Here is a 24,790-nt window from a genome sequence, read left to right as displayed (position 1 = left end):
CGGACGGGAGCGGGGCGGCCGGCCCGGGAGTCCGGGAGGCGGACCGGGGTCCGTCTCCCGGAGGCCCGGGTGCTCACTTCCGTCCGCGCAGCTCCCGGTAACGGTCGACGAGGTTCCGGGTGGAGGGGTCCAGACCCGGCACGTCGGCACCCTCGGTCAGCGCGGGTTCCACGCGCTTGGCGAGCACCTTGCCCAGCTCGACGCCCCACTGGTCGAAGGAGTCGATGTTCCAGACGGCGCCCTGCACGAACACCTTGTGCTCGTAGAGGGCGACGAGCTGGCCGAGCACCGACGGCGTCAGCTCGCGCGCCAGGATCGTCGTCGTGGGGTGGTTGCCGCGGAAGGTCTTGTGCGGCACCAGCTCCTCGGGCACCCCCTCGCCACGCACCTCGTCCGGCGTCTTGCCGAACGCCAGGGCCTGGGTCTGGGCGAAGAAGTTGGCCATCAGCAGGTCGTGCTGGGCCTTGAGTTCGCCGCTCAGCTCGGCGACCGGCTCGGCGAAGCCGATGAAGTCCGCCGGGATCAGCTTGGTGCCCTGGTGGATCAACTGGTAGTAGGCGTGCTGCCCGTTGGTGCCGGGCGTGCCCCACACGACGGGGCCGGTCTGCCAGTCCACCTCGCGCCCGTCGCGGTCGACGTACTTGCCGTTGGACTCCATGTCGAGCTGCTGGAGGTAGGCCGTGAACTTCGACAGGTAGTGCGAGTACGGCAGGACGGCGTGGGACTGAGCGCCGTGGAAGTTGTTGTACCAGATGCCCAACAGGCCCAGCAGGAGCGGGACGTTGGACTCGGGGGGCGCGGTGCGGAAGTGCTCGTCGACGATCCGGAACCCGTCGAGCATCTCCCGGAAGCGGTCCGGGCCGATGGCGATCATCAGGGACAGGCCGATCGCGGAGTCGTAGGAGTACCGTCCGCCGACCCAGTCCCAGAACTCGAACATGTTGGCGGTGTCGATGCCGAACTCGGCGACCTTCTCCGCGTTGGTGGACAGCGCGACGAAGTGCTTCGCCACGGCGGCCTCGTCCCCGCCCAGCCCGTCGAGCAGCCAGCTGCGCGCCGAGGTGGCGTTGGTGACGGTCTCGATGGTGGTGAACGTCTTCGACGCGATGACGAACAGCGTCTCGGCCGGGTCCAGGTCGCGGGTGGCCTCGTGCAGGTCGGCGCCGTCCACGTTGGACACGAAGCGCACGGTGAGATCGCGGTCGGTGTAGGCGCGCAGCACCTCGTACGCCATGGCGGGGCCGAGGTCGGAGCCGCCGATGCCGACGTTGACGACGGCGCGGATCCGCTTGCCGGTGTGGCCGGTCCACTCCCCGGAGCGGACCCGGTCGGCGAAGGCGGTCATCCGGTCGAGGACGGCGTGCACGGCCGGCACCACGTTCTCCCCGTCGACCTCGATGACGGCGTCGCGGGGGGCGCGCAGCGCGGTGTGCAGGACGGCGCGGTCCTCGGTGGTGTTGATCCGCTCGCCGCGGAACATGGCGTCGCGCAGGCCGGCGACGCCGGTGGCGGCGGCCAGCTCCCGTAGCAGCCGCAGCGTGTCGTCGGTGACCAGGTGCTTGGAGTAGTCGACGTACAGGTCGCCGACGCTCAGGGTGTACCCGGTGCCGCGGCCGGGGTCGGCGGCGAACAGTTCGCGCAGATCCACCTCGCCCAGCTCCTCGCGGTGCTTGGCCAGTGCGGTCCACTCCGGCGTCTGGTTGAGCCTGGTACGGCCGTCTGCGTTCATCTGGGACTTCAGCCTTCTTCCTTGCTGCCTGTGCGTACCTGCCCCGCTGCCCTTACCAACCTAATTGATCAGCGGTGGACGTGAGCTGTCGTGACGCCGTCGTCCGGCGCAACAAGGGGTACGTCCGGGCGGCTCCCGGGTATCAGCGCGGCGACGGACAGGGCGAAGAAGGCGGCGGCGAGCAGCGGCGGGGTGCGGGTACCCCAGGCGGCGGCTACGGCACCGCCGAGCAGCGCGCCCAGCGGCGCCCCCGCGACCGCGAGGGTGCGGTGGGCCGAGCTGACCCGGCCGAGCATCGCGGCGGGGCTGCGCTCCTGCATCAGGGTCGTGGTGTTGACGTTCCACACCATGCCCATGAAGCCGAACACGGCCAGGGCGGCGGTGAGGGCGCCGAGGTGGCGGACCGTGCCCATGGCGACGAGGGCGGCGCACTGCGTGGTGCCGGCCAGGAGCACGGCCCGGGTCCGCCCGAGGCGGTCGGACAGGCGCCCGTTGACCGCTCCCCCGGCGAGGCTGCCGGCCGCGTACGCGGTGAGGGCCACCGCGTAGCCGGTGTTCCCGGCGCCGAGCCAGTCGGTCACCACCACGACGAGGGTCGCGACGAGGGCGCCCATGCCGATGTTGCACAGGGCGGTGGCGGTGCACAGGGCGCGCAGCGTCCGGTCCCGGACCAGGGTGCGCAGGCCCTCGGCGATCTCCCGGCGCAGGGTGCTGCCCGCGGGTCTCGGGGCGCGGTCGGGCGGGGGGACGCGCAGGGTGGCGATCAGGGCGGCGGCCAGCAGGTAGGTGGCCGCGTCCACGGCGAACGGCGCGGCGGCGCCCGCGAGCAGCAGCACCGGCACGACGGGACCGCCCAGCAGGCCGCCGGCGAGGCGCTGGCCGGTCATCAGGCGGGCGTTGGCGCTGCCCAGGGACTCCCGGCCCACCAGGGACGGGAGCAGGGCGGTGGCGGCGTTGTCGAAGAGGGTCTGGAGGGTGGTGAGGGTAAAGGCGAGGGCGATCAGCAGCCCGATGGACGCCTGGCCCAGTCCGACGGCCAAGGCGAAGGCGGCGACCAGGAGGCCGCGCAGGGCGTCGACGGTCCACATGGCGCGCCGCTGGTCCACCCGGTCCGCGACCGCGCCGCCGAGCAGTCCGAAGACGATCCACGGGAGGTACCCGCAGGCGGTGACGGACGCGATGAGCAGCGGATCGTCGGTCAGGGTCACCGCGAGCAGCGGCAGGGCGGCCGTGCGCAGCGCGTCCCCGAAGCTGGAGAGCACGGCGGCGCTCCACAGGCGCCCGAATCCCCCGCGCCACCCCGGTGCGCGCGCACGCGCCGGCTCCCCCGTCGTCACTGCCGCTCCTCACGGTCCCCCGGTGCGTGTGCACCGGTACGACGGAACCGTAGGGGGTGCCACTGACAACCGGCCGCGAAGAACGGGCCGGGGAACGGTCGGGCGGCTGCCGGGACGGCTGCCGGGGAGGGCCGGGCCGGTGGGGGCTCGGTCCGTCCGGTCCGTCCGGTCCGGCCGGTGCGGGCCGAGCCGTCCGGCCGTCAACTGCTAGATCTCGCCCCGGAGTTTGGCGAGGGCCTCGGCGAGGATCGCCTCACCGTCGGCGTCGCTGCGCCGTTCCCGCACGTAGGCGAGGTGCGTCTTGTAGGGCTCGGTGCGCGGCGGGTCCGGCGGGTTGTCGCGGTCCTGCCCGGCCGGAAAGCCGCAGCGGGGGCAGTCCCAGGTGTCGGGGACCTGCGCGTCGCTCGCGAAGCTGGGCTGGGTCTCGTGTCCGTTGGAGCACCAGAAGGAGACGCGCAGCCGCGGCGCGGACTCGCCGCGCTCGGCCTCGCCCATCGGCCCCGCCCCGACCCGGCTTCCCCGGATCGCGTTGCCACTTGCCACGGTCGTAACTCCCTGCGTGATGGTGCCGCGAAGCGAGTCGGCGTTCCGCTTCACTGCGAGCGCCTCAGTTTACGTAAGGCCCAACGCGCGTCCAGTGATGGGAGTTACCGCCCCCGCATTCCAGACGCGAGCCCCATGATAGGCCGCGCGTGGCCGCGCGTACCGAACATGGGGCCTTACGTACCGAATGGGTACGGGGGGAGTCCGGACCGGTGTCCGGACGGTGGGCGTCGCTCAGTTGTTCATCTTCATCATGATGCCGAGCGTGACGATGCAGGCGAACCACAGCAGACCGACCACGACGGTGATCCGGTCGAGGTTGCGCTCGGCGACCGAGGAGCCGCCGACGGAGGACTGCATGCCGCCACCGAACATGTCGGAGAGGCCGCCGCCCTTCCCCTTGTGCATCAGCACCAGCAGCATCAGCAGCAGGCTGAAGACGATCAGGGCGATCGAGAACCCCATGACCACGACTGGACCAACTTCCTCGGATTCGGACGGACGACGCGGGGCCCGGCACGATGCCGGACCCCGCAAGGGTACGACGGATCGCCGTCAGCGCATACTCGCTGCCCGGCCCGCCGGTGCGCTCACTGGTCGCGGAAGCGGACGATCTTCACGAACTCGTCGGCGTCCAGCGAGGCACCGCCGACCAGCGCGCCGTCGATGTCGGCCTGCGCCATGATCTCGCCGACGTTGCCGGACTTGACGGAGCCGCCGTACTGGATACGGATCTTGTCGGCCACGTCCTGGCTGTACAGCTGGGCCAGCTTGCCCCGGATCGCGGCGCAGACCTCCTGGGCGTCCTCGGCGCCGCAGACCTTGCCGGTGCCGATGGCCCAGACGGGCTCGTAGGCGACCACCACGGTCTCGGCCTGCTCCGCCGGGACGTCCTTCAGACCGCCCTCGACCTGCGCGAGGGTGTGGGCGACGTGGTTGCCCGCCTCGCGGACCTCCAGCTCCTCGCCGACGCACAGGATGGGGGTGAGGCCGTGCTTGTAGGCGGCCTTGACCTTGGCGTTGACGATCTCGTCGGTCTCGGCGTGGTACTGGCGGCGCTCGGAGTGGCCGACGGCGACGTAGGTGCACTTCAGCTTGGCCAGCATCGGGCCGGAGATCTCGCCGGTGTAGGCACCGCCGTCGTGGGCCGAGATGTCCTGGGCGCCGTACTTGATCTTCAGCTGGTCGCCGTCGACCAGGGTCTGCACGGACCGCAGGTCGGTGAAGGGCGGCAGGACGGCGACCTCGACGGCCTCGTAGTCCTTGTCGGCCAGGGCGAAGGCCAGCTTCTGGACGTGGGCGATGGCCTCGAGGTGGTTGAGGTTCATCTTCCAGTTGCCCGCCATCAGCGGCGTACGGGTGGTCATTGAGGGTCAGTCCTCCAGTGCGGCGAGGCCGGGGAGCGTCTTGCCCTCGAGGTATTCGAGGGAGGCGCCGCCTCCGGTCGAGATGTGGCCGAATGCCTGCTCGTCGAAGCCCAGGGTACGGACCGCCGCGGCGGAGTCGCCGCCGCCGACCACGGTGAAGCCCGGGGAGTCGATGAGGGCCTGGGCGACCGCGCGGGTGCCCTCGGCGTAGTCGGGGTGCTCGAAGACGCCCATGGGGCCGTTCCAGAAGACGGTGGCGGCGTCGGCCAGCTTCGAGGCGTACAGCTTGCGGGTCTCCGGGCCGATGTCCAGGCCCATCCGGTCGGCCGGGACGGCGTCCGCGGCGACGGTCTCGGGGTGGGTCGGGGCCTTGGCCTTCATGTCCGGGAAGGAGCCGGTGACCAGCGTGTCGACCGGCAGGACCAGCTCGACGCCGGTCTTCTCGGCGCGCTCCAGGTACTCGCGGACGACGGGGATCTGGTCCTCCTGCAGCAGGGAGGCGCCCACCTCGTGGCCCTGGGCCTTGAGGAAGGTGTACGCCATGCCGCCGCCGATGAGGATGCGGTCGGCCTTGCCCAGCAGCTGGTCGATGACGGCGAGCTTGTCGGAGACCTTGGCGCCGCCGAGGGCGACCACGTAGGGCCGCGCGACGTCCTCGGTGAGCTTCTTCAGCACGCCGACCTCGGTGGCGATGAGGTAGCCGGCGGCGTGCGGCAGGCGGGCCGGGAGGTCGTAGACGGAGGCGTGCTTGCGGTGGACGGCGCCGAAGCCGTCGCCGACGTAGAGGTCGGCGAGCGCGGCCAGGCGGTCGGCGAAGGCGCCGCGCTCGGCGTCGTCCTTGCTGGTCTCGCCGGCGTTGAAGCGCAGGTTCTCCAGGACGGCGACCTGTCCGTCGGCCAGCCCGGCGACGGTGGACTCGGCGGACTCGCCGACCGTGTCGGTCGCGAACGCGACGTCGGAGCCGCGCAGTTCACCGAGACGGGCGGCGGCGGGCGCGAGGGAGAAGGCCGGGTCCGGGGCTCCCTTGGGGCGGCCCAGGTGCGAGGCCACGATCACGCGGGCGCCCGCCTCGGCGAGCGCGTCGACGGTGGGCAGCACGGCGCGGATGCGTCCGTCGTCGGTGATGGTCGTGCCGTCCAGCGGCACGTTGAGGTCGGCGCGGACGAAGACCCGCCGGCCCGCGACTCCCTCGGAGAGGAGTTCGTCGATCGTCTTCATGAGGGCTCCCTGTAGAGCTTTGTGTTCGCTCGTGATCGCTCGTGATCGAAAGAGCGCGGCTGCTCCGATACGTGCGTCAGGGCCCGGTCGACGCGTCGGTGCGCCGGCCGAGCCCTGCACTCATATCAGGTCGCCTGCTCCACGCTCAGAGCTGGTTGCCCACGAAGACGGTCAGGTCGACGAGACGGTTGGCGTAGCCCCACTCGTTGTCGTACCAGCCGATGACCTTCACGTTCTTGCCGTCCTGGACCATGGTCAGGGACGAGTCGAAGGTGCAGGAGGCCGGGGAGTTGACGATGTCGGAGGAGACGATCGGGTCCTCCGTGTACTCGAGGAGACCCTTGAGCTCGCCCTCGCCGGCCTTCTGGAAGGCGGCGTTGACCTCTTCCTTGGTGACCTCGCGGCCCAGCTCGACGACCAGGTCGGTGACCGAGCCGGTGGGGACGGGCACGCGCATCGCGATGCCGTCCAGCTTGCCCTTGAGCTGCGGCAGCACCAGCGCGGTGGCCTTCGCGGCACCGGTGGTGGTGGGGATGATGTTCTCGGCGGCGGCACGCGCGCGACGCAGGTCCTTGTGCGGGAAGTCCAGGATCCGCTGGTCGTTGGTGTAGGCGTGCACCGTCGTCATCAGGCCCTTGACGATGCCGAAGTTCTCGTCGAGCACCTTCGCCAGCGGCGCCACGCAGTTGGTGGTGCAGGAGGCGTTGGAGATGACGTGGTGGTTCGCCGGGTCGTACTGGTCCTGGTTGACGCCCATGACGATGGTGACGTCTTCGTTCTTCGCCGGGGCGGAGATGATGACCTTCTTGGCGCCGCCGGTGATGTGCTTCTCGGCGTCTTCCTTCTTGGTGAAGATGCCCGTCGACTCGATGACGACGTCGACGCCCAGCTCGCCCCACGGGATGTCGGCGGGGTTGCGCTCGGAGAGCACCTTGACCGTCTTGTCCCCGACCGTGATGGAGTCCTCGGTGTGGGTGACCTCCTGCTTGATGCGCCCCAGGATGGTGTCGTACTTCAGCAGGTGTGCGGTGGTCGCGGTGTCACCCAGGTCATTGACAGCCACGATCTCGATGTCGGCGCCCTGTTCCAGCAGTGCGCGGAAGTAATTGCGCCCGATGCGGCCAAACCCGTTGATGCCTACGCGGATCGTCACGAACCGATCTCCTCGTTGGTACGCCGGCTGTGATGCCGGCGAGCTGTATTTGGGATGTCCCCGACCACTGTCGACCCTACCTCTCCGGGCCCCCGGCCGTGACATCGAGTCGCCCCATACCCGGCAGTGCGGTCCGTACCCGCCAGTAGGGTACGGACCGCCCGGCCGGGAGGGCTTTTCGCGCCGTTTCGCCGGGTGCGGCGGGGACCTTCCGGGTGCCCGTCAGGCGTCCAGCGCAACCAGCGCCTTCCGCATCAGGGCCGCCCGGTCCGCCGCGGACGCCAGGTGCTCCAGGCCGAAGCCCAGCAGCACGGTGTCCTCGGTGGTCACCGCCGCGTAGGTACGGAACAGCGTTCCGGTACGCGTCCACTCCTTCGGCGCGGCCGGGCTGCCCGCGGGCGGCCCGGAGACCGCCCAGGGGCCCAGGGACGTCTCGAAGCCCTCGGTCCCCGTCGCCGTGCCGCCGACCACCACGGAGGTCTCGTCGGCGAGGACGCCCCGGCCGCCGCTGCCCGGGTCGGTGACGTAGGCGATCGAGACCTCGACCGGCTTCCCGGCATAGGCGGAGAGGTCGAACGCGACCTGCCGCCAGCCGCCCGAGGAGCCGGTCAGGCTGTTCCAGGTGCCGGTGCTGCCGGCCGGGGCGCAGCCGTCGTCGGCGACGGTCAGATAGTGCCTCAGCCAGGGGTGCCCGGCGGCGTAGAACCCGGCCTCGCACTCGGAGGGGACGGCGGTGGAGGTGGCGCCGCCCGCCTCGGGCAGGGTCGTCCAGTCGTCGCCGCCGGCGGTGCGCGCTTCGACGAGGACGTGGTCGTACCCCTTTTCGGTGTCCCACAGCAGCTGCGCCCGCAGGGCGGGCCGCTCGCCCGCGCCGACACCGGTGAGGTCGACCGTCCGGGTGAGGCGCTGGTAGCCGTCGTCGGTGTGCACCGCGGCCGCCATGAAGGAGCCGGCGTACGGCCCGTAGGGGTTCACGGCGCCGGGGAAGGCGCCCGCGCCGGCGCTCGCGAACTGCGGGAACCGCTCCGGCGGCAGTTCGTCGGAGGTGACGGCGAAGGTGCCCGCCTGGTCCAGCGGGTTCCCGGGGGCGTCGCCGAGCGGGCCCGAGAAGCCGCGCAGCGCCCCGCTGCCGGTGAACCCGGCCGCGTCCGGGGTCGACGTACGGGAGTGGGCGCCCAGGTAGTACTGGCTGAAGTCGTCCGACGGCGTCCCGTCGCCGAGGTCGACGCTGCCGCCGGCCCGCTCCCCCGCCTCGATCAGCTTGCCGCCCTCGTTGAGGAAGGCCCGCAGCTGGAGCTGGGTGGCGACGCCGGGGACGTTCGCCCCCGTGGAGTGGACGACGGTGCGGAAGTGGCTCAGCACCCCCAGCGCGTCGGGCGCGCCGCGCTCGGCGACGTCCCAGACGGCCGCCCGGCGCCCGTTCGCCCGCAGCGCGTCGGCGTACGTCCGCGCGTGCACCGCCGCGGTGCCCTCCTCGGCGACCACGAGCACGTCCGCGCGGGGCCGCTCGGCCACGGTGTAGGTGAAGCGCTCGCTGGAGACGTCCCGGCCGCGCCGGTCCTCGCCGGTGAACCACACCTCGACCCGGTCGCCCGGGCGTCCGTGGCGGACCCGGGCGCGGTACTCGTCGAAGTACAGGTCGTCCTCGCCGCCGAACCGCTCACCGCCCTTCCAGGCGCGCAGGCGGGCCTCGTGCGTCCGGCCGCCGTTGACGCGGTACTTCAGCTCCTTGTCGCGCACGGCCCGGCGCACGACCACGGAGACCTCCTGCTCGCCGCCGCGCGCGTAGGAGGTGTCGAAGGCGGCCGGGGTGAAGTCGGCGGCCTCCAGGCCGACCGCGGAGGACGGCCGGTCGGGGTGTGCGGCGCTCTCGGCGACGGACAGGGCGAACGGGACGTTCTTGGCGAACTCCTGCTGGATCAGCTTCTCGTCGTCCGGGAAGGTGAAGATCGATCGGCAGTCACCGGGCTCCCAGGCGTCGTCCGGGTCGGCCTGGGAGGCCGTCTGGCAGGTCGACATCTCCGGGGTGAACATCGCCATGCCGTTGACGTTGGAGGCGTGCCCGTCCGCCTCGCCGTTGGTGGTGTACAGCTCGGAGGAGAGCTGCGGGTGGTAGCCGGGGATCGCCGAGTTGCCGGGCGTGCCGGCCAGGGCCTCGTAGAGGACGTCGTCGGGGGTGGGGGTGGCCACCTGCCAGCCGACGCCGTAGAGCAGGAGTTCGGCGGCGGAGTGGTAGTTGATGCCGTAGGTGAAGCCGATCCGCTTCTGGAGGGCGTCGATGGCCTTCGTCTCCGGCTCGGACCCGGGGGCGGGGCCGCGGTAGGTCTGGCCGGCCGGGTTGGGGGAGGACCCCTCGTCGTCGTAGCCCCACTTGTAGGGGAAGTTCCGGTTCAGGTCGACGCCGTCCCCGGTGCCGATGACCCCGTCGCCGTTGACGTCGCGCAGGTTCTTGCGCCACAGGCGGTTGGCGTCGGAGGTGAAGGTGTGGTCGTAGCCGTCGGGGTTGGCCGACAGGACGAACCACAGTTCGGTGGAGTCGACGATCCGCCGGACGCGCTGGTCGGTGCGGTAGGAGTCGAGGTAGTGGTGCATCAGCCGCCGGGTCATCTCCGGGGTGATCCACTCCCGCGCGTGCTGGTTGGACATGTACAGGACGGCGGGCCGGGAGCCGTCCCGGGTCTTCTTCGCCCGCTTGGTCAGCTTCAGCGCGAGGATGTCCTCGCCCCGGACCGTCCGGCCGATGGAGACGACCTTGGTGAGGTCCGGGTGCTCCCGCGCGGTGCGCAGGACCTCCTCCTTGAGGCCGCCCTTGCCGCCGTACGGGCGGAAGACGCCCTCGGCGGCCTTCTCGACGCGCTTCTCCGCGGTGGTGGACAGGGTGTGCTCGGTGAGGTCGACGCCCTGGCGCTCCAGGGCCTCGGCCTGCGGTTCGGTGAGCTGGACCTCGACGGTGGCGGTGCCCCGGTCGGGGACCTGCTCGCCGAGTTCGTGGCCGTCCTGGCCGGCGGCCAGCAGCAGGGGTACCTGCCGCCCGGTGATCTCGGCGCGGAAGACCTTGACCTCGTCCGCGTCCGGTGTCGCTGTGGTGCCGGGTCGTGCGTGTGCCACGGGCGCGAGGCCCGCTGCGCCGATCAGGAGCGCGGCGACGGCGAGGATCGGTCTCGCTCGGTGTCTCATGAAGCCCCCTAGCGTGTGTCCGCCCCAGCAGCGAACGGATGCCAGGCTCATGACAGTCCATGATCGAGTCAAGGGCGCGAGATCGACACGCGAACGCCGGTGCGGGTCACCCGAGTGGGCGGCGGCACCGGCGTCCTGACGGTGTGTCAGGGGAGGTGGGGGAAGACGGAGGGAGGGCGAGAGGGCGGGCACGGAGGCGGGGCCCCGGCGGCCGGTCCGGCCCGGGCGGACGGCGTGCGGACGGGCCGGACCGCGGCCGGGTCCTGCCGGCCCGCCGCCGGACGGGCGCCCCGCCCGGCGGCCGTGCGGATCAGCCGACGAGGTTGTCGGCCAGCTCCTCGCTGAGGTTGGCCTCGGTGCCCGGGATGCCCAGGTCGGCGGCGCGCTTGTCCGCCATGGCGAGCAGCCGGCGGATGCGGCCGGCGACGGCGTCCTTGGTCAGCGGCGGGTCGGCGAGCGCGCCCAGTTCCTCCAGGGACGCCTGCTTGTGCTCCATCCGCAGCCGGCCGGCCGCGGCGAGGTGTTCGGGCACGTCGTCGGCGAGGATCTCCAGGGCGCGCTGCACCCGGGCACCGGCGGCGACCGCCGCGCGGGCGGAACGGCGCAGGTTGGCGTCGTCGAAGTTGGCCAGCCGGTTCGCCGTGGCCCGCACCTCGCGGCGCATCCGGCGCTCCTCCCAGGCCAGCACCGACTCGTGCGCGCCCAGCCGGGTGAGCAGGGCACCGATGGCGTCCCCGTCACGGACGACGACCCGGTCCACGCCGCGCACCTCGCGCGCCTTGGCGCCGATCGACAGCCGCCGGGCGGCGCCGACCAGGGCCAGGGCGGCCTCGGGTCCGGGGCAGGTCACCTCCAGGGAGGAGGAGCGGCCGGGCTCGGTGAGCGAGCCGTGCGCCAGGAAGGCGCCCCGCCAGGCCGCCTCCGCGTCGCAGGTGGCCCCCGAGACCACCTGCGGGGGCAGGCCGCGGATCGGGCGCCCGCGGCCGTCCACCAGACCCGTCTGGCGGGCCAGCTGGTCACCGCCCGCGACCACCCGGACGACGTAGCGCGAACCCCGGCGCAGTCCGCCGGGGGCCATCACGATCAGTTCCGAACCGTGGCCGAAAATCTCCAGTACGTCCCGCTTGAGGCGGCGGGCCGCCATCGCGGTGTCCAGCTCCGCCTCGATCACGATGCGCCCGCTCACCAGGTGGAGGCCGCCGGCGAACCGCAGCAGGGCGGATACCTCCGCCTTTCTGCAGCAGGTCCGGGTGACGGGAAGCCGGGAGATCTCGTCCTTCACCGCTGCCGTCATCGCCATGGGCCGATCCTTCCATGCATCCGAAAAATACGGTCGTACGCGGCGGCCAGCAGTTCCGGGTCGTGCCGGGGACTGCCGTCGGGGCGGGCCACCGGCGCCAGCTCGACCGCCGCACCGAACCCCTTGGCGGCGTCGGTCAGCGAGTCGCGGTCGGGTACGGCGGCCTCGTCGGCGAGCACCACGTCCAGGGCGAGTTTAGGGGCGTGTCGTCCCAAAACCTCCAAATGACGCTGCGGGGAGAAGCCCTCGGTTTCTCCGGGCTGCGGGGCGAGGTTCAACGACAGCACCCGGCGTGCCTTCGTCCGGACGAGGGCGTCGAGCAGATCCGGCACGAGCAGGTGCGGGATCACCGACGAGAACCACGAGCCGGGGCCGAGCACCACCCAGTCCGCGTCGAGCACCGCCTCGACCGCGTCCGGCACGGCGGGCGGGTCCTTCGGCACCAGGTGCACGGACTGCACCTCGCCGGGGGTGAGCGCCACGGTCGCCTGCCCGCGGACGGTGTCGACGTCGTCCGGCCGCTCGGGGTCGTGGCCCCTGACCAGGGCCTGGAGCTCCAGCGGCACCGCGGACATGGGCAGCACCCGCCCGTGCGCGCCGAGCAGCCGGCCCACCAGGTCCAGGGCCTGCACGTGGTCGCCGAGCTGCTCCCACAGGGCGACGATCAGCAGGTTGCCGACCGCGTGTTCGTGCAGGTCGCCGTGGGACTGGAAGCGGTGCTGGATGACCCGGGCCCAGGTCTGGCCCCAGTCGTCGTCACCGCACAGCGCGGCCAGCGCCTTGCGCAGGTCGCCGGGCGGCAGGACGCCCAGCTCGTCCCGCAGGCGTCCGCTGGAGCCGCCGTCGTCGGCCACCGTGACGACGGCGGTGAGGTCGCCGGTGATCCGGCGCAGTGCGGCGAGCGACGCCGACAGGCCCATGCCGCCGCCGAGGGCCACGACCTTGGGCTGGGTGCCCCGGCGCCGCGGTCTGGCGCCACGGGCGTCGGCCGGCCGTCCGGAGCGGCCCTCGGGCACCGCCCGGCGCAGCCGGCTCAGCCGCGGTGAACGTCCGGTCATTCCCGTCCCATGTCCCGGTGGACGACCACCGTCTCCACGCCCTCGGCGACGAGCCGTGCGGCGAGCTTCTCCGACATGGCGACCGAACGGTGCTTGCCGCCGGTGCAGCCGACGGCGATGGTGACGTAGCGCTTGCCCTCGCGGCGGTAGCCCGCGGCGACGAGGCGCAGCAGCTCGGTGTACCGGTCGAGGAACTCCTTGGCGCCGGGCCGGTCGAAGACGTACGACGCCACCTCCTCGTTGAGGCCGGTGTACGGGCGCAGTTCCGGGACCCAGTGCGGGTTGGGCAGGAAGCGCATGTCGACGACCAGGTCGGCGTCGACGGGCAGGCCGTACTTGAAGCCGAAGGACATCACGGTGGCCCGCAGCTCGGGCTCCTCCTCGCCCGCGAACTGGGCGTCCATCTTGGCGCGCAGTTCGTGCACGTTGAGGCTGGAGGTGTCGATCACCAGATCGGCGTCGCCGCGCAGCTCGCGCAGCAGTTCGCGCTCGGCGGCGATGCCGTCCACGATGCGGCCGTCGCCCTGGAGCGGGTGGGGCCGGCGCACGCCCTCGAAGCGGCGGACCAGGGTGTCGTCGGAGGACTCCAGGAAGACGATCCGCCGGGTGACGCCGCGGGAGTCCAGGTCGGCGAGGGATTCGCGCAGGTTGTCGAAGAAGCGCCGGCCGCGCACGTCGACGACGACCGCGATGCGGGCCACGTTGCCCTGGGAGCGCGCGCCGAGCTCCACCATGGTGGGGATCAGCGCGGGCGGCAGGTTGTCGACGACGAACCAGCCGAGGTCCTCCAGACACTTGGCCGCCGTGGAACGGCCGGCTCCGGACATGCCGGAGATGATCACCAGCTCGGGGATGGCCGCCTCGGGCACCCCGGCCTTTTCCTTGCCCGTACTCACCTGTGCTCCGTTGTCCTGGGCCGTGCCGCTGTCGCCGCCGGTTCCCGTGTCGTCGCCGCTGCCGGCGCCGTTCCGGCCGCTGTCCCGGCCGGTGCCGTCCTTGCCGCTGTCCCGGCCGGTGTCGCCGCCGGCCCGGTCGCCGCCGGCCCGGTTGTCGCCGGCCCGGTTGTCGCCGGTCCCCTGCTCCGCGGGGTCCTGGTGCGGGCGGTCCTGGGGTGCGGCGTCCCGGTGCGCGTGCTCGTGCTCCACGCGGTCCTGCCGCGTGCCGGGCCGTTCCTCGTGCTCCGTCATCTCTCCTGCCCCCGTCGGTCGTCCGGGGCGCCCGCGGACACGGGCTCCCCGGGAGAACCCGTCGCCTGCCCGGGTTCCTCCTCGTCATCCATGATCTCTCCCGTGGCCGTGTTCACGGCCGGGGCCGGGGGTGCCGCCCGGGCGAAGGCCGCGGCGATCACCTCGGCGGTCTTGCGGCCTATGCCCGGAACCTCACAGATCTGTTCGATTGTCGCCGATCGCAGCTTCTTCACCGAACCGAAGTGCTTGATCAGGGCCCGCTTGCGGGCCTCGCCCAGGCCGGGCACCTCGTCCAGCGGGCCGGCCCGGAAGCGTTTGGCCCGCCGGGTCCGCTGGTAGGTGAGGGCGAAGCGGTGCGCCTCGTCGCGGACCCGCTGGAGCAGGTAGAGGCCCTCGCTGGTGCGGGGCATCACCACCGGGTCGTCGTCGCCCGGCAGCCAGACCTCCTCCAGCCGCTTGGCGAGGCCGCACACGGCGATGTCGTCGATGCCGAGCTCGTCCAGCGCCCGCCGGGCCGCCGCGACCTGCGGTGCGCCGCCGTCGACGACGACGAGCTGGGGCGGGTACGCGAAGCGCTTGGGGCGCCCGTCGTCCTCGGTGAGGGTGTTCGCCGGCGGTTCGGTGAGGCCGTCGGGGGCCGCGCCCTCCGTGCCGTCCCCGGGCGTGACGGGTTCTGCCGCGGCGCCGGGGCCGGCGTCGGTCCACTCCCCCGTCCGCTCCTTCTCGGCGAGGTAGCGGCGGAAGCGCCGGGTGATCACCTCGTGCATGGAGCGGACGTCGTCCTGCCCGGCGAAGCTCTTGATCTGGAAGCGGCGGTACTCGCTCTTGCGGGCCAGTCCGTCCTCGAAGACGACCATCGAGGCCACCACGTCGTCGCCCTGCAGGTGGGAGATGTCGTAGCACTCGATCCGCAGGGGTGCGCTGTCCAGCTCCAGGGCGTCGGCGATCTCCTCCAGCGCGCGCGAGCGCGTGGTCAGGTCCGACGCACGCTTGGTCTTGTGCAGCACCAGCGCCTGCTGGGCGTTGCGCTGCACCGTCTCCATCAGCGCCTTCTTGTCGCCGCGCTGCGGGACGCGCAGCGAGACGTTCGCCCCGCGCCGGCCGGTGAGCCACTGCTGGACCGGCTCGACCGGGTCGGGCAGGGCGGGGACCAGGACCTCGCGGGGGACGGCGTCGCCGGTCTCCTCGCCGTAGAGCTGCTGCAGGGCGTGCTCCACCAGGGCGCCGGTGGTGATCTCCTCCACCTTGTCGGTGACCCAGCCGCGCTGGCCGCGCACCCGCCCGCCGCGCACGTGGAAGATCTGGACCGCCGCCTCCAGCTCGTCCTCGGCCACCGCGATCAGGTCGGCGTCGGTCGCGTCGGCGAGCACGACCGCGTTCTTCTCCATGGCCTTCTTCAGCGCGCCGATGTCGTCGCGCAGCCGGGCGGCCCGCTCGTACTCCATGTCCTCGGCCGCCTGCGCCATCCGCTGTTCCAGGCGGCGCAGGTAGGTGCCGGTGCGGCCGGCCATGAAGTCGCAGAACTCCTCGGCCAGTTCGCGGTGGTCTTCGGCGGAGACGCGGTCCACGCAGGGCGCCGAGCACTTGTCGATGTAGCCGAGCAGGCACGGCCGGCCGGTGCGGGCGGCGTTCTTGAAGACCCCGGCCGAGCAGGTCCGCACCGGGAAGACCCGCAGCAGCAGGTCCACGGTGTCGCGGATCGCCCAGGCGTGCGCGTACGGGCCGAAGTAGCGCACGCCCTTCTTCTTGTGCCCGCGCATCACCTGGACGCGGGGGAACTCCTCGTTCATCGTGACCGCGAGGTACGGGTAGCTCTTGTCGTCGCGGTACTTGACGTTGAACCGGGGGTCGTACTCCTTGATCCAGGAGTACTCCAGCTGGAGCGCCTCGACCTCCGTGGACACCACCGTCCACTCCACGGACGCGGCCGTGGTGACCATGGAGCGGGTGCGCGGGTGGAGACCGGCCAGGTCCTGGAAGTAGTTCGCCAGGCGCTGGCGCAGGCTCTTCGCCTTCCCGACGTAGATCACCCGGCGGTGCTCGTCACGGAACCGGTAGACCCCCGGCGAGTCGGGGATCTCGCCCGGTTTGGGGCGGTAGCTGGAGGGGTCGGCCATGCCTCACACCCTACTGGCGGGGACGGACACCCCGGCGGGCCGACGGGGTGACGGGGGGCGGGCGCCGTGGGGCCGCCGGGTCCGCAGGGGTTAGCGGCCGCGGGAGCGGGAAGGTGGGGGGTCCGCGCCTCGGGGCGGAGACGGACGCCCGTGCGCCGGACGGCAGCCGGACGGCCACGAGCCGGACGGCCGCGGAACGGCGGTGGGACGGGCGACCGGGGACACCGCGAGGCGGACGGTCATGAGTCGGAGGGCTGGTCGAATGCGACGGATGCGGATCGAGAAACCACGACGGCCGGCCCGGACCCGCCGGTACGCGGACGAGGCGCCGCCCTTCACCGGCTCCCTCGACCCGCGCGACCCCGACATCGTGCGGGCCAAGCGGCTGGCACGGGAGCCGGACGCCCCCGGCCGGAGCTGAGGAGCGGGGCGGGGGCGGGGGCCGGGGGCGAGGACCGGGGGCGGCGAGGACGGTCGGAGGGCAGGGCGGTGGGCCGGTGGGCCGTGGGGCGCTCCGGGACGGCTGGGCCGTCGGGACCGGTGGGCCGCCGGGCCCGCTGGGCCGCCGGGCGGTCGGGCCGCGTCGGGCCGTCGGGCGGGCGACCGTCGCCGGAGAGGACGGCCCGGAGCGGAACGACACGGAGCGATACGGCCCTCCGGGACGGCCTGTCACCCGTCCGCGACAAAGAGTGCATCACGGGACGGTCCAGAGGCCGCACCGGCCCCGGGGCCGGTGCGGCCCTCTCCCTGTGCGGCAACTGTTGGACGGAGGTGTTGTCGGGACCTGGTCAACACGCTTCAATGCGGGGGAACTCCGGGCTCCGGGCGGCGGCGTACGGGCGTGAGACCCCCGCCGGCGAAGCGGCCCGGACGCGCGCGCGAACGGTCTGACCCGCCGTTGTGGACATTCACAGAAAGGCCCCTGCATGCCGCACGCCACACCGCACGCGGACGTCGCCACCGCGGACCTGGACGCGGCGCTGCGCGGCGGCCCCTTCCACGTCGCCCTGCGGGCCGCGATAGCCGCCCGCGGCCTCCCCCTGCAACGCGTGCAGCACCACCTGTCGCGCCACGGCGTGAAGGTCGGTGTCACCAGCCTGAGTTACTGGCAGCAGGGCGCCCGACGCCCGCAGCGCCCGGAGTCACTGCGGGCCGTCCGGGCCCTGGAGGAGATCCTGCAGCTGCCCGAGGAGTCACTCATCCGGCTGCTCGCCGATCCGGCGGAGTCCGGGGAGCGCCCGGGGGACCAGCGGGGCGGCGGGCGGACCTACCGCTCGCTGGTGGAGGCGTCGGGGGTCGTGGAACGGCTGCTCGCCGACTTCGGCGTCCCCCGGGACAGCGGACTGCACACCCTCGGCGAGCACGAGCGGGTCCGCATCGGCGCACGCCGTGAACTGGCCGCACGCGAGTCGCACCACATCGTGCGCGCCCACCTGGACGGCGTCGACCGTTTCGTGGCCGTCCACCACGGTGATCCGGGGGCGGCGCCCGCGCGGATGACCGTGCACGCCCTGGAGAACTGCCGCGCGGGGCGCGTCCGCCGGCACCACGACTCGGGCGTACTCGCCGTCGAGCTGCTCTTCGACACCCGGCTGCGGGCCGGGGACACCTATCTCTTCCGCTACGCCGTGGAGGACGGCACGGCGGGCATCTCCCGCGAGTACGTGCACCGGACCGACACGCCGGGGGGCCAGTACGCCCTCCAGGTCAGCTTCGACGCCGGGGCGATGCCCGTGCGCTGCCACCGCTTCACCCAGCACACCGCGGCGGCCGCGCGCGGCGGACGCCAGTCCCTGCCGCTCAGCGGACGACACCGCTCGGTGCACCTGGTCGAACCGCGCGCCCGGTCGGGCTACGTGGGGATCGCCTGGGACTGGGCCTGACGGCCGCCCCGGGCGCGAGGCCCGGCCCCGACGGGCGGCGGCAGGCGCAGGCGGCAAGCGGCAAGCGGCAAGCGGCAAGCGGCAAAGCGGCAAGCGGCAAAGCGGCAAAGCGGCAGGCAACGCACCGTGAACGCACCGTGGTGGTGACGGGCCGACGCGCCGCGGCGGGGCGGTTCCGCCGGTGACCGACGGCGGCCGGGGTCAGGCTTCCGGGGCGGCGACGATGGTGCCGTTCCTCACCTCGACCGACAGGCGGTCCAGGGGCGCGACCGCCGGTTCGCGGGTCGCCCGGCCCGTGGTCACGTCGAACTCGCTGCCGTGGCAGGGACAGATCAGCCTGGTCTCCTCCAGCTTGTCGGCGGGGCACCGCGCGTGGGTGCAGATGGTGCTGTACGCCGCGAGCGTGCCGTCCTCGGCCCGGCTGACGACGACATGGTGGTCCGGGTAGAGCCGGGCGCTGCCCGCGGCCACCTCCGTCTCGGCGCCGAGTTCGACCGGCTCCGTCAGCCCGGCCGGCTTGTCCTCGACACGGCCGCAGGCGGTGAGCCCCAGCCCTGCGACCGACGTGAGGGCCACACCCCTCAGGACGGTACGGCGACTCGCGGCGGTACGGGCGGACATCACGGGCTCCTGCTGGTCGGACGGCAACGGCATGGCGGCATGGCGGCACGGCGGCACGACAGCACTGCTGCGACGCGGTACTGCTGCGACGCGGCGACGGCGCCGTGCGGGGGTCGACAGGGACGATACCGGGGGCGCGGATTCCGCCGGGCGGGTGGGGGCGGGTGGCCGGGGCGCCGGGTGGCCGGGCGGCCCGGGGACATCCGGCGCCCCGGCGCAGGGCCGGGCCGACGGCTCAGGGCACCGCCTTCCCGGTCCGCGCGTAGCCCGTCCGGGCGGGGGCGTAGGCGTAAGCGTTTGCGCAATCGTTCGCGCAAGCGTTTACGCCCCCGACCGGATGGGCTACCGTCCTGCGCGAGGACGGGACGCGCGCCCGCTGCCCGGGAGCACGGGGCCCAAGGCCCGGGACCCGGGAGCCCGTGGCCTTGCGGCCCTTCGGCTTCAGGCCTTCGGCCTACGGCCTACGGACCAGTGGGCCCGGGAGGCCGGCCGGTCACCGTCCGTCCCGGACACGGAGCAGTTCCGTCCCGGGATGCGGAGCATGCGTCCCGGACGGCGGAGGGTCCGTCCCCGGACACGGAGAAGGAGGACCGCGATGGCGACCATGGCAGACGTGGCACGGCGGGCCGGTGTCTCCGTCGCGACCGTCTCCCACGTCCTGAACGGCACCCGCCCGGTCCTCCCCCACACCCGTCAGGCGGTCCAGGACGCCGTCGAGGAACTCGGCTACACCCGGAACACGCTGGCCCGCTCCCTGGTGACGTCCCGGACCCGTTCGATCGGGCTGGCGGTCTCGGCGATCAGCAACCCGTACTTCACCGAGATCCTGCAGGGCGTCGAGGCCGCCGCCCTGGAGCACGGCTACAGCCTGCTCATCGCCGACCCGCACGACGACCCGGAGCACGAGCTCCGGGCGGCCCGGCTGCTGCACGAGCGCCGGGTGGACGGTGTGATCGTCGCCCCGTCGCCCCGCCCGCACGGGCTGGTCGACCACCTCACGCGCCACCGCGTTCCGGCGGTGTTCCTGGACCGGCTGGTCGCCCCGCCCGCAGGGCAGGCACCCGACGACGGACCACGCGGCGACGGGGCGCCCCGGGGAGGCCGGAGCGTCATCGGCGACGGGGCGCCCCCGGGAGGCCGGAGCGTCGTCGGCGACGGGCCGGTCCTCCCCCGCGAAGGACCGGGCTCCGCCCAGGACGGGCCGCGCTTCGACCAGGTGTGCGCCGAGAACACGGAGCCCACCGCCCGCCTGGTCACCCACCTGGCCGGCCTCGGCCACCGCCGCATCGGGATGGTGGCGGGGCTGCCGGGGCTCAGCACCACCGACGAGCGGATCACCGGTTACCGCGACGGACTCACGGCGGCCGGACTTCCGTTCGACGAACGGCTGCTGGTGCACGGCGACTCCGAGTCGGCGGGCGGTGAGCGTGCCACCGGGCGGCTGCTGGCGTCGGGCTCCTCCCCCACCGCGCTGGTCACCGCCAACAACGCCATGACCATCGGGGCCCTGCGCGCCCTGCGCACCCACGGCCTGGCCGTGCCCGACGACCTCGCACTGTGCTGCTTCGACGACTTCGCCTGGGCGGATCTGTTCTCCCCCCGGCTCACCGCGATCGCGCAGCCCAGCAGGGAGATGGGCATCCGCGCGGTCGAGGTGCTCCTGGACCGCCTCGCCGCACCGGACGCCCCCGCACGGACCGTGCGGCTGCCGTGCACCTTCGTGCACCGCACCTCGTGCGGCTGCCCGGACGGACCGGAGGAGCGGACCCCCGTCGACCGGCCCCGCTCCTGCCGTGCACCCGGCGGTCGCGAGGCCGGTGCGTCCCGCGCTCCCCGCGGCCCCCGCACGTCCCGTGACACAGCCCCCGCTTCCCGGAAAGGAAACCCCTCGTGATCGTCGTAGCCGGTGAGGCACTGATCGACCTGGTACCGGGAGGAACGGGCGCCCTCGCGCCGTTGACCCCCGCGCTGGGCGGCGGACCGTACAACACGGCGGTGGCGCTGGGGCGGCTCGGATCCCCCACCGCCTTCTGCTCGCGCGTCTCCCGTGACGCCTTCGGGGAAGCGCTGCTCGGCCGGCTGCGGGAGACGGGTGTCGACGTGTCCGCGGTGCAGCGCGGCGACGAGCCGACGACGCTCGCCGTCGCCACCGTCGGCGCGGACGGCTCGGCGGCGTACTCGTTCTACGTGGAGGGGACCGCCGACCGGCTGTTCACGGCGCCCGAGGCCCTGCCGGCCGGCACGCGGGCGGTGTCGTTCGGCACCTGCTCCCTGGTGCTGGAGCCGGGCGCCGGGGCCTACGAGGAGCTGATGCGCGCGGCGTCGGCCCGGGGCGTGTTCACCGCCCTCGACCCCAACATCCGGCCGGGGCTGATTCCGGACGCCGACGCCTACCGGGCCCGGTTCCGCGGCTGGCTGCCGTCGGTGTCGCTGCTGAAGCTGTCCGAGGAGGACGCCACGTGGCTGGGAGGGAACCCGCGGGAGTGGCTGGCGGCCGGGCCGGCCGCGGTCGTGGTCACCCGGGGCGGTGACGGACTGGTCGCCTTCACCCGGGACGGCGGCGAGTACGCCGTGCCGGGCGAGCGGGTGCCGGTGGTGGACACCATCGGTGCGGGCGACACGGTGAACGCCGCCCTGCTGCACGGCCTCGCGGCCCGGGGAGCACTGAGCGACACGGGAGTGGCCGGGCTGGGTGCCGAGGGCTGGACGGGACTGCTGGGCTTCGCCGCCCGCGCGGCGGCGGTCACCTGCTCCCGGGCGGGTGCGGAACCGCCGTACGCCCACGAACTGGGCGGCTGAACCGAAGGGCCCGGCCCCGCACGCATGCGCGCCCCGTCCCGGAAAGCTCGGGACGGGGCGCGCATGCGTGCGGTGCCGGCGGGCGGTGGTCCGCCGGTCAGGCCTTGGCGGCCCGCGTCGTCCGCTTCGCCGCGGTCTTCTTCACCGGCTTCGCGGGCTCGGCCTGCGCCGCCGCCTCCGCGGTTGCCCTGGCCGGCTTGGTCGCCCTGACGGTGGCCGTCCGGCCGCTCGCGGACGCGGCGGCCGTCTTCCTCGCCGCCGCCTTGCGCCGGGCCGGGGCGGGAGTCGCGTCGCTGACCAGGTCCGCGCCGAGGACCTCCCGCAGGAACTTGCCGGTGTGGCTGGTCGGTACGGCGGCGACCTCCTCGGGCGTGCCCTCCGCGACGACCAGACCGCCGCCGGAGCCGCCCTCGGGGCCCATGTCGACGATCCAGTCGGCGGTCTTGATCACGTCGAGGTTGTGCTCGATGACGATGACCGTGTTGCCCTTGTCGACCAGTCCGGACAGCACCTTCAGGAGCTTGTTGATGTCCTCGAAGTGCAGGCCGGTGGTCGGCTCGTCCAGCACGTAGACGGTGCGGCCGGTGGAGCGCTTCTGCAGCTCGCTGGCCAGCTTCACGCGCTGGGCCTCGCCGCCGGACAGGGTCGTCGCGGCCTGGCCGAGCCGGACGTAGCCGAGACCCACGTCGTTGAGCGTCTTCAGGTGGCGGGAGATCGCCGGGACGGCCTCGAAGAAGTGCATGGCTTCCTCGATCGGCATGTTCAGCACGTCGGCGATGGACTTGCCCTTGTAGTGGACCTCCAGGGTCTCCCGGTTGTAGCGGGCGCCGTGGCAGACCTCGCACGGGACGTACACGTCCGGGAGGAAGTTCATCTCGATCTTGATGGTGCCGTCGCCCGCGCAGTTCTCGCAGCGGCCGCCCTTGACGTTGAAGGAGAAGCGGCCGGGCATGTAGCCGCGGACCTTCGCCTCGGTGGTCTCGGCGAACAGCTTGCGGACGTGGTCGAACACGCCGGTGTACGTCGCCGGGTTGGAGCGGGGCGTGCGGCCGATGGGCGACTGGTCGACGTGCACCACCTTGTCGACGAGGTCGTCGCCGTCCACGCGGGTGTGCCGTCCGGGCACGCTGCGGGCGCCGTTCAGCTCACGGGCCAGGTGGGTGTAGAGGATGTCGTTGACCAGCGTCGACTTGCCCGAGCCGGAGACGCCGGTGACCGCGGTGAACACACCCAGCGGGAAGGACACGTCGATGTCCTGGAGGTTGTTCTCGCGGGCCCCGTGCACGGTGAGCATGCGGGACGGGTCCAGCGGCCGCCGGACGTCGGGCAGCGGGATGGCCTTGCGGCCCGACAGGTACTGGCCGGTCTGCGACTCCTCGGTGGCCAGGAGTTCCTTGAGGGAGCCGCTGTGCACGACCCGGCCGCCGTGCTCACCGGCGCCGGGGCCGATGTCGACGATCCAGTCGGCCATCTTGATGGTGTCCTCGTCGTGCTCGACGACGATGAGCGTGTTGCCCATGTCCCGCAGCCGGACCAGGGTCTCGATCAGCCGGTGGTTGTCGCGCTGGTGGAGTCCGATGGAGGGCTCGTCCAGGACGTAGAGCACGCCGACGAGACCGGAGCCGATCTGGGTGGCCAGGCGGATGCGCTGGGCCTCGCCGCCGGACAGGGTGCCCGCGGCCCGGTTGAGGGAGAGGTAGTCCAGGCCGACGTCGACCAGGAAGCGCAGTCGCTCGTTGACCTCCTTCAGCACGCGCTCGGCGATCTTCTTGTCACGGGCGGTGAGCTTCAGCTCGCCCAGGAAGTCCGCGCAGTCGCTGATGGACATCGCGGAGACCTCGGCGATGGACTTGCCCATGACCGTGACCGCGAGGACGACCGGCTTGAGGCGGGTGCCCTCGCAGGAGGGGCACGGCACCTCGCGCATGTAGCCCTCGAAGCGCTCGCGGCTGGAGTCGCTCTCGGCCTCGCTGTGCCGGCGCTTGACGAAGGGGATGGCGCCCTCGAACGCCGTGGTGTAGCGGCGCTCCCTGCCGTACCGATTGCGGTAGCGGACCTCGACCTGCGTCTTGTGACCGTGCAGCAGGGCCTTCTTCGCGCGCTGCGGGAGGCCCGCGAAGGGGATGTCGGTGCGGAAGCCGAGCGCGTCGGCCAGGGCTCCGACCAGGCGGTCGAAGTAGTCCTTGGTGTGGCCGTGCGACCAGGGGTGGATGGCGCCCTCGTCGAGACTCTTGTCCCCGTCGGGCACGATCAGCTCCGGGTCGACCTCCATGCGGGTGCCGATGCCGGTGCACTCCGGGCAGGCGCCGAAGGGCGAGTTGAAGGAGAAGGAGCGGGGCTCCAGCTCCTCGAAGGACAGGTCGTCGTACGGGCAGTACAGGTGCTCGGAGAACATCCGCTCGCGCTCGGGGTCGTCCTCGGGGAGGTCGACGAAGTCGAGCACGACCATGCCGCCGGACAGCCCGAGGGCGGTCTCGACGGAGTCGGTGAGGCGGCGCTTGGCGCTGTCCTTCACGGTGAGGCGGTCGACGACCACCTCGATGGTGTGCTTCTCCTGCTTCTTCAGGGTGGGCGGGTCGGACAGCTGGACGGTCGCGCCGTCCACCCGGGCGCGGGAGTAGCCCTTGGTCTGGAGGTCGGAGAAGAGGTCGACGAACTCGCCCTTGCGCTCGCGCACCAGCGGCGACAGCACCTGGAAGCGGCTCCCCTCCGGCAGCTCCAGGACCCGGTCGACGATGGCCTGCGGCGACTGGCGGGAGATGGGGCGGCCGCACTCGGGGCAGTGCGGCTTGCCGATGCGCGCGAAGAGCAGGCGGAGGTAGTCGTAGACCTCGGTGATGGTGCCGACGGTCGAGCGGGGGTTGCGCGAGGTCGACTTCTGGTCGATGGAGACCGCCGGGGAGAGACCCTCGATGAAGTCGACATCGGGCTTGTCCATCTGGCCGAGGAACTGCCGGGCGTACGAGGAGAGCGACTCGACGTAGCGACGCTGCCCCTCGGCGAAGATGGTGTCGAAGGCCAGCGAGGACTTGCCCGACCCCGACAGGCCCGTGAAGACGATGAGCGAGTCGCGCGGGAGGTCGAGCGAGACGTTCTTGAGGTTGTGCTCGCGCGCTCCACGGACGATGAGACGGTCGGCCACGCCGGTCCGCACCTTTCTTGAGAGAAGTGACAGGGGCGGGGCCCCCGTCTTTCTCAGACTAGGGGGAGCCACTGACAACGCCGGTCGGATTCACGGGTTGACAACAATCCCCGACTCTCCAGCATGCCCGACGCCACCGACGACCTTATAGCACGTGCA

General features: G+C 72.7%; 18 protein-coding genes. 4 read left to right on the top strand and 14 right to left on the bottom strand.

Annotated elements, in window-relative coordinates:
* Nucleotides 1-73: 73 nt before the first annotated feature.
* The 12 genes from pgi to uvrC all read right to left on the bottom strand — a co-directional run bounded on the left by pgi (nt 74) and on the right by uvrC (nt 16,186).
* Entirely contained in the window at nt 74-1,729 is a 1,656-nt protein-coding gene (pgi, locus tag ACSU53_RS24035; protein ID WP_437030880.1) for a glucose-6-phosphate isomerase, read from the bottom strand.
* A gap of 68 nt (nt 1,730-1,797) precedes the next feature.
* Nucleotides 1,798-3,066 (bottom strand): MFS transporter, encoded by a 1,269-nt coding sequence (locus tag ACSU53_RS24030; protein ID WP_437030878.1) that lies wholly within the window; start codon nt 3,064-3,066, stop codon nt 1,798-1,800.
* Between the two features lie 207 nt (nt 3,067-3,273).
* Entirely contained in the window at nt 3,274-3,609 is a 336-nt protein-coding gene (locus tag ACSU53_RS24025; RefSeq protein WP_078066843.1) for an RNA polymerase-binding protein RbpA, read from the bottom strand.
* A gap of 234 nt (nt 3,610-3,843) precedes the next feature.
* Entirely contained in the window at nt 3,844-4,074 is a 231-nt protein-coding gene (gene secG / locus ACSU53_RS24020; RefSeq protein ID WP_203609785.1) for a preprotein translocase subunit SecG, read from the bottom strand.
* A 125-nt stretch (nt 4,075-4,199) separates the two neighbouring features.
* Nucleotides 4,200-4,976, bottom strand: a complete 777-nt coding sequence (gene tpiA, locus ACSU53_RS24015; protein ID WP_437030876.1) for a triose-phosphate isomerase — start codon at nt 4,974-4,976, stop codon at nt 4,200-4,202.
* 6 nt (nt 4,977-4,982) lie between these two features.
* Entirely contained in the window at nt 4,983-6,194 is a 1,212-nt protein-coding gene (locus ACSU53_RS24010) for a phosphoglycerate kinase (RefSeq protein ID WP_437030874.1), read from the bottom strand.
* Nucleotides 6,195-6,339: 145 nt separating this feature from the next.
* Entirely contained in the window at nt 6,340-7,347 is a 1,008-nt protein-coding gene (gene gap / locus ACSU53_RS24005; protein ID WP_362088925.1) for a type I glyceraldehyde-3-phosphate dehydrogenase, read from the bottom strand.
* Between the two features lie 222 nt (nt 7,348-7,569).
* Nucleotides 7,570-10,524 (bottom strand): M14 family zinc carboxypeptidase, encoded by a 2,955-nt coding sequence (locus ACSU53_RS24000; RefSeq protein WP_437030871.1) that lies wholly within the window; start codon nt 10,522-10,524, stop codon nt 7,570-7,572.
* A 310-nt stretch (nt 10,525-10,834) separates the two neighbouring features.
* Nucleotides 10,835-11,824 (bottom strand): DNA-binding protein WhiA, encoded by a 990-nt coding sequence (whiA, locus tag ACSU53_RS23995; RefSeq protein ID WP_432053979.1) that lies wholly within the window; start codon nt 11,822-11,824, stop codon nt 10,835-10,837.
* Nucleotides 11,815-12,882, bottom strand: coding sequence for a gluconeogenesis factor YvcK family protein (locus ACSU53_RS23990; protein WP_437030869.1), 1,068 nt, complete (start codon nt 12,880-12,882; stop codon nt 11,815-11,817). The genes whiA and ACSU53_RS23990 overlap by 10 nt, the downstream gene beginning before the upstream one ends.
* On the bottom strand, nt 12,879-14,069 hold the full coding sequence (gene rapZ / locus ACSU53_RS23985; RefSeq protein ID WP_437030867.1) for an RNase adapter RapZ: 1,191 nt from the start codon (nt 14,067-14,069) through the stop codon (nt 12,879-12,881). Before rapZ ends, ACSU53_RS23990 begins: the two co-directional genes overlap by 4 nt.
* The gene (gene uvrC / locus ACSU53_RS23980; RefSeq protein WP_437030865.1) at nt 14,066-16,186 is read right to left on the bottom strand and encodes an excinuclease ABC subunit UvrC; all 2,121 of its coding nucleotides are present in this window, start codon (nt 16,184-16,186) and stop codon (nt 14,066-14,068) included. Before uvrC ends, rapZ begins: the two co-directional genes overlap by 4 nt.
* Before the next feature lie 271 nt (nt 16,187-16,457).
* Between uvrC and ACSU53_RS23975 the strand changes: the two genes are divergently transcribed.
* A complete protein-coding gene (locus tag ACSU53_RS23975) occupies nt 16,458-16,607 on the top strand; it encodes a hypothetical protein (RefSeq protein WP_437030863.1) in 150 nt (49 codons plus the stop codon).
* Between the two features lie 505 nt (nt 16,608-17,112).
* Nucleotides 17,113-18,069: a hypothetical protein gene (locus ACSU53_RS23970; RefSeq protein WP_437030861.1), complete on the top strand. Its 957-nt coding sequence runs from the start codon at nt 17,113-17,115 to the stop codon at nt 18,067-18,069.
* A 201-nt stretch (nt 18,070-18,270) separates the two neighbouring features.
* Here ACSU53_RS23970 and ACSU53_RS23965 read toward each other — a convergent pair whose 3' ends face one another.
* Complete coding sequence (locus ACSU53_RS23965) at nt 18,271-18,690, bottom strand: Rieske (2Fe-2S) protein (RefSeq protein WP_437030859.1); 420 nt, start codon at nt 18,688-18,690, stop codon at nt 18,271-18,273.
* A gap of 595 nt (nt 18,691-19,285) precedes the next feature.
* Between ACSU53_RS23965 and ACSU53_RS23960 the strand changes: the two genes are divergently transcribed.
* Both ACSU53_RS23960 and ACSU53_RS23955 read left to right on the top strand, forming a co-directional pair.
* Nucleotides 19,286-20,584, top strand: coding sequence for a LacI family DNA-binding transcriptional regulator (locus tag ACSU53_RS23960; RefSeq protein ID WP_437030858.1), 1,299 nt, complete (start codon nt 19,286-19,288; stop codon nt 20,582-20,584).
* Nucleotides 20,581-21,489 (top strand): carbohydrate kinase family protein, encoded by a 909-nt coding sequence (locus ACSU53_RS23955; protein ID WP_437030856.1) that lies wholly within the window; start codon nt 20,581-20,583, stop codon nt 21,487-21,489. The genes ACSU53_RS23960 and ACSU53_RS23955 overlap by 4 nt, the downstream gene beginning before the upstream one ends.
* Before the next feature lie 97 nt (nt 21,490-21,586).
* On the opposite strand, the gene uvrA is transcribed toward ACSU53_RS23955, so the two are convergent.
* Complete coding sequence (gene uvrA / locus ACSU53_RS23950) at nt 21,587-24,631, bottom strand: excinuclease ABC subunit UvrA (protein ID WP_437030854.1); 3,045 nt, start codon at nt 24,629-24,631, stop codon at nt 21,587-21,589.
* Nucleotides 24,632-24,790: the final 159 nt, after the last annotated feature.

Source organism: Streptomyces sp. enrichment culture, assembly GCF_964273255.1.
In the GTDB taxonomy this organism is placed as follows: Bacteria; Actinomycetota; Actinomycetes; order Streptomycetales; family Streptomycetaceae; genus Streptomyces.
Note: the sequence above shows the minus strand (reverse complement) of the source record. Positions and strands in the feature narration are given on the sequence as shown.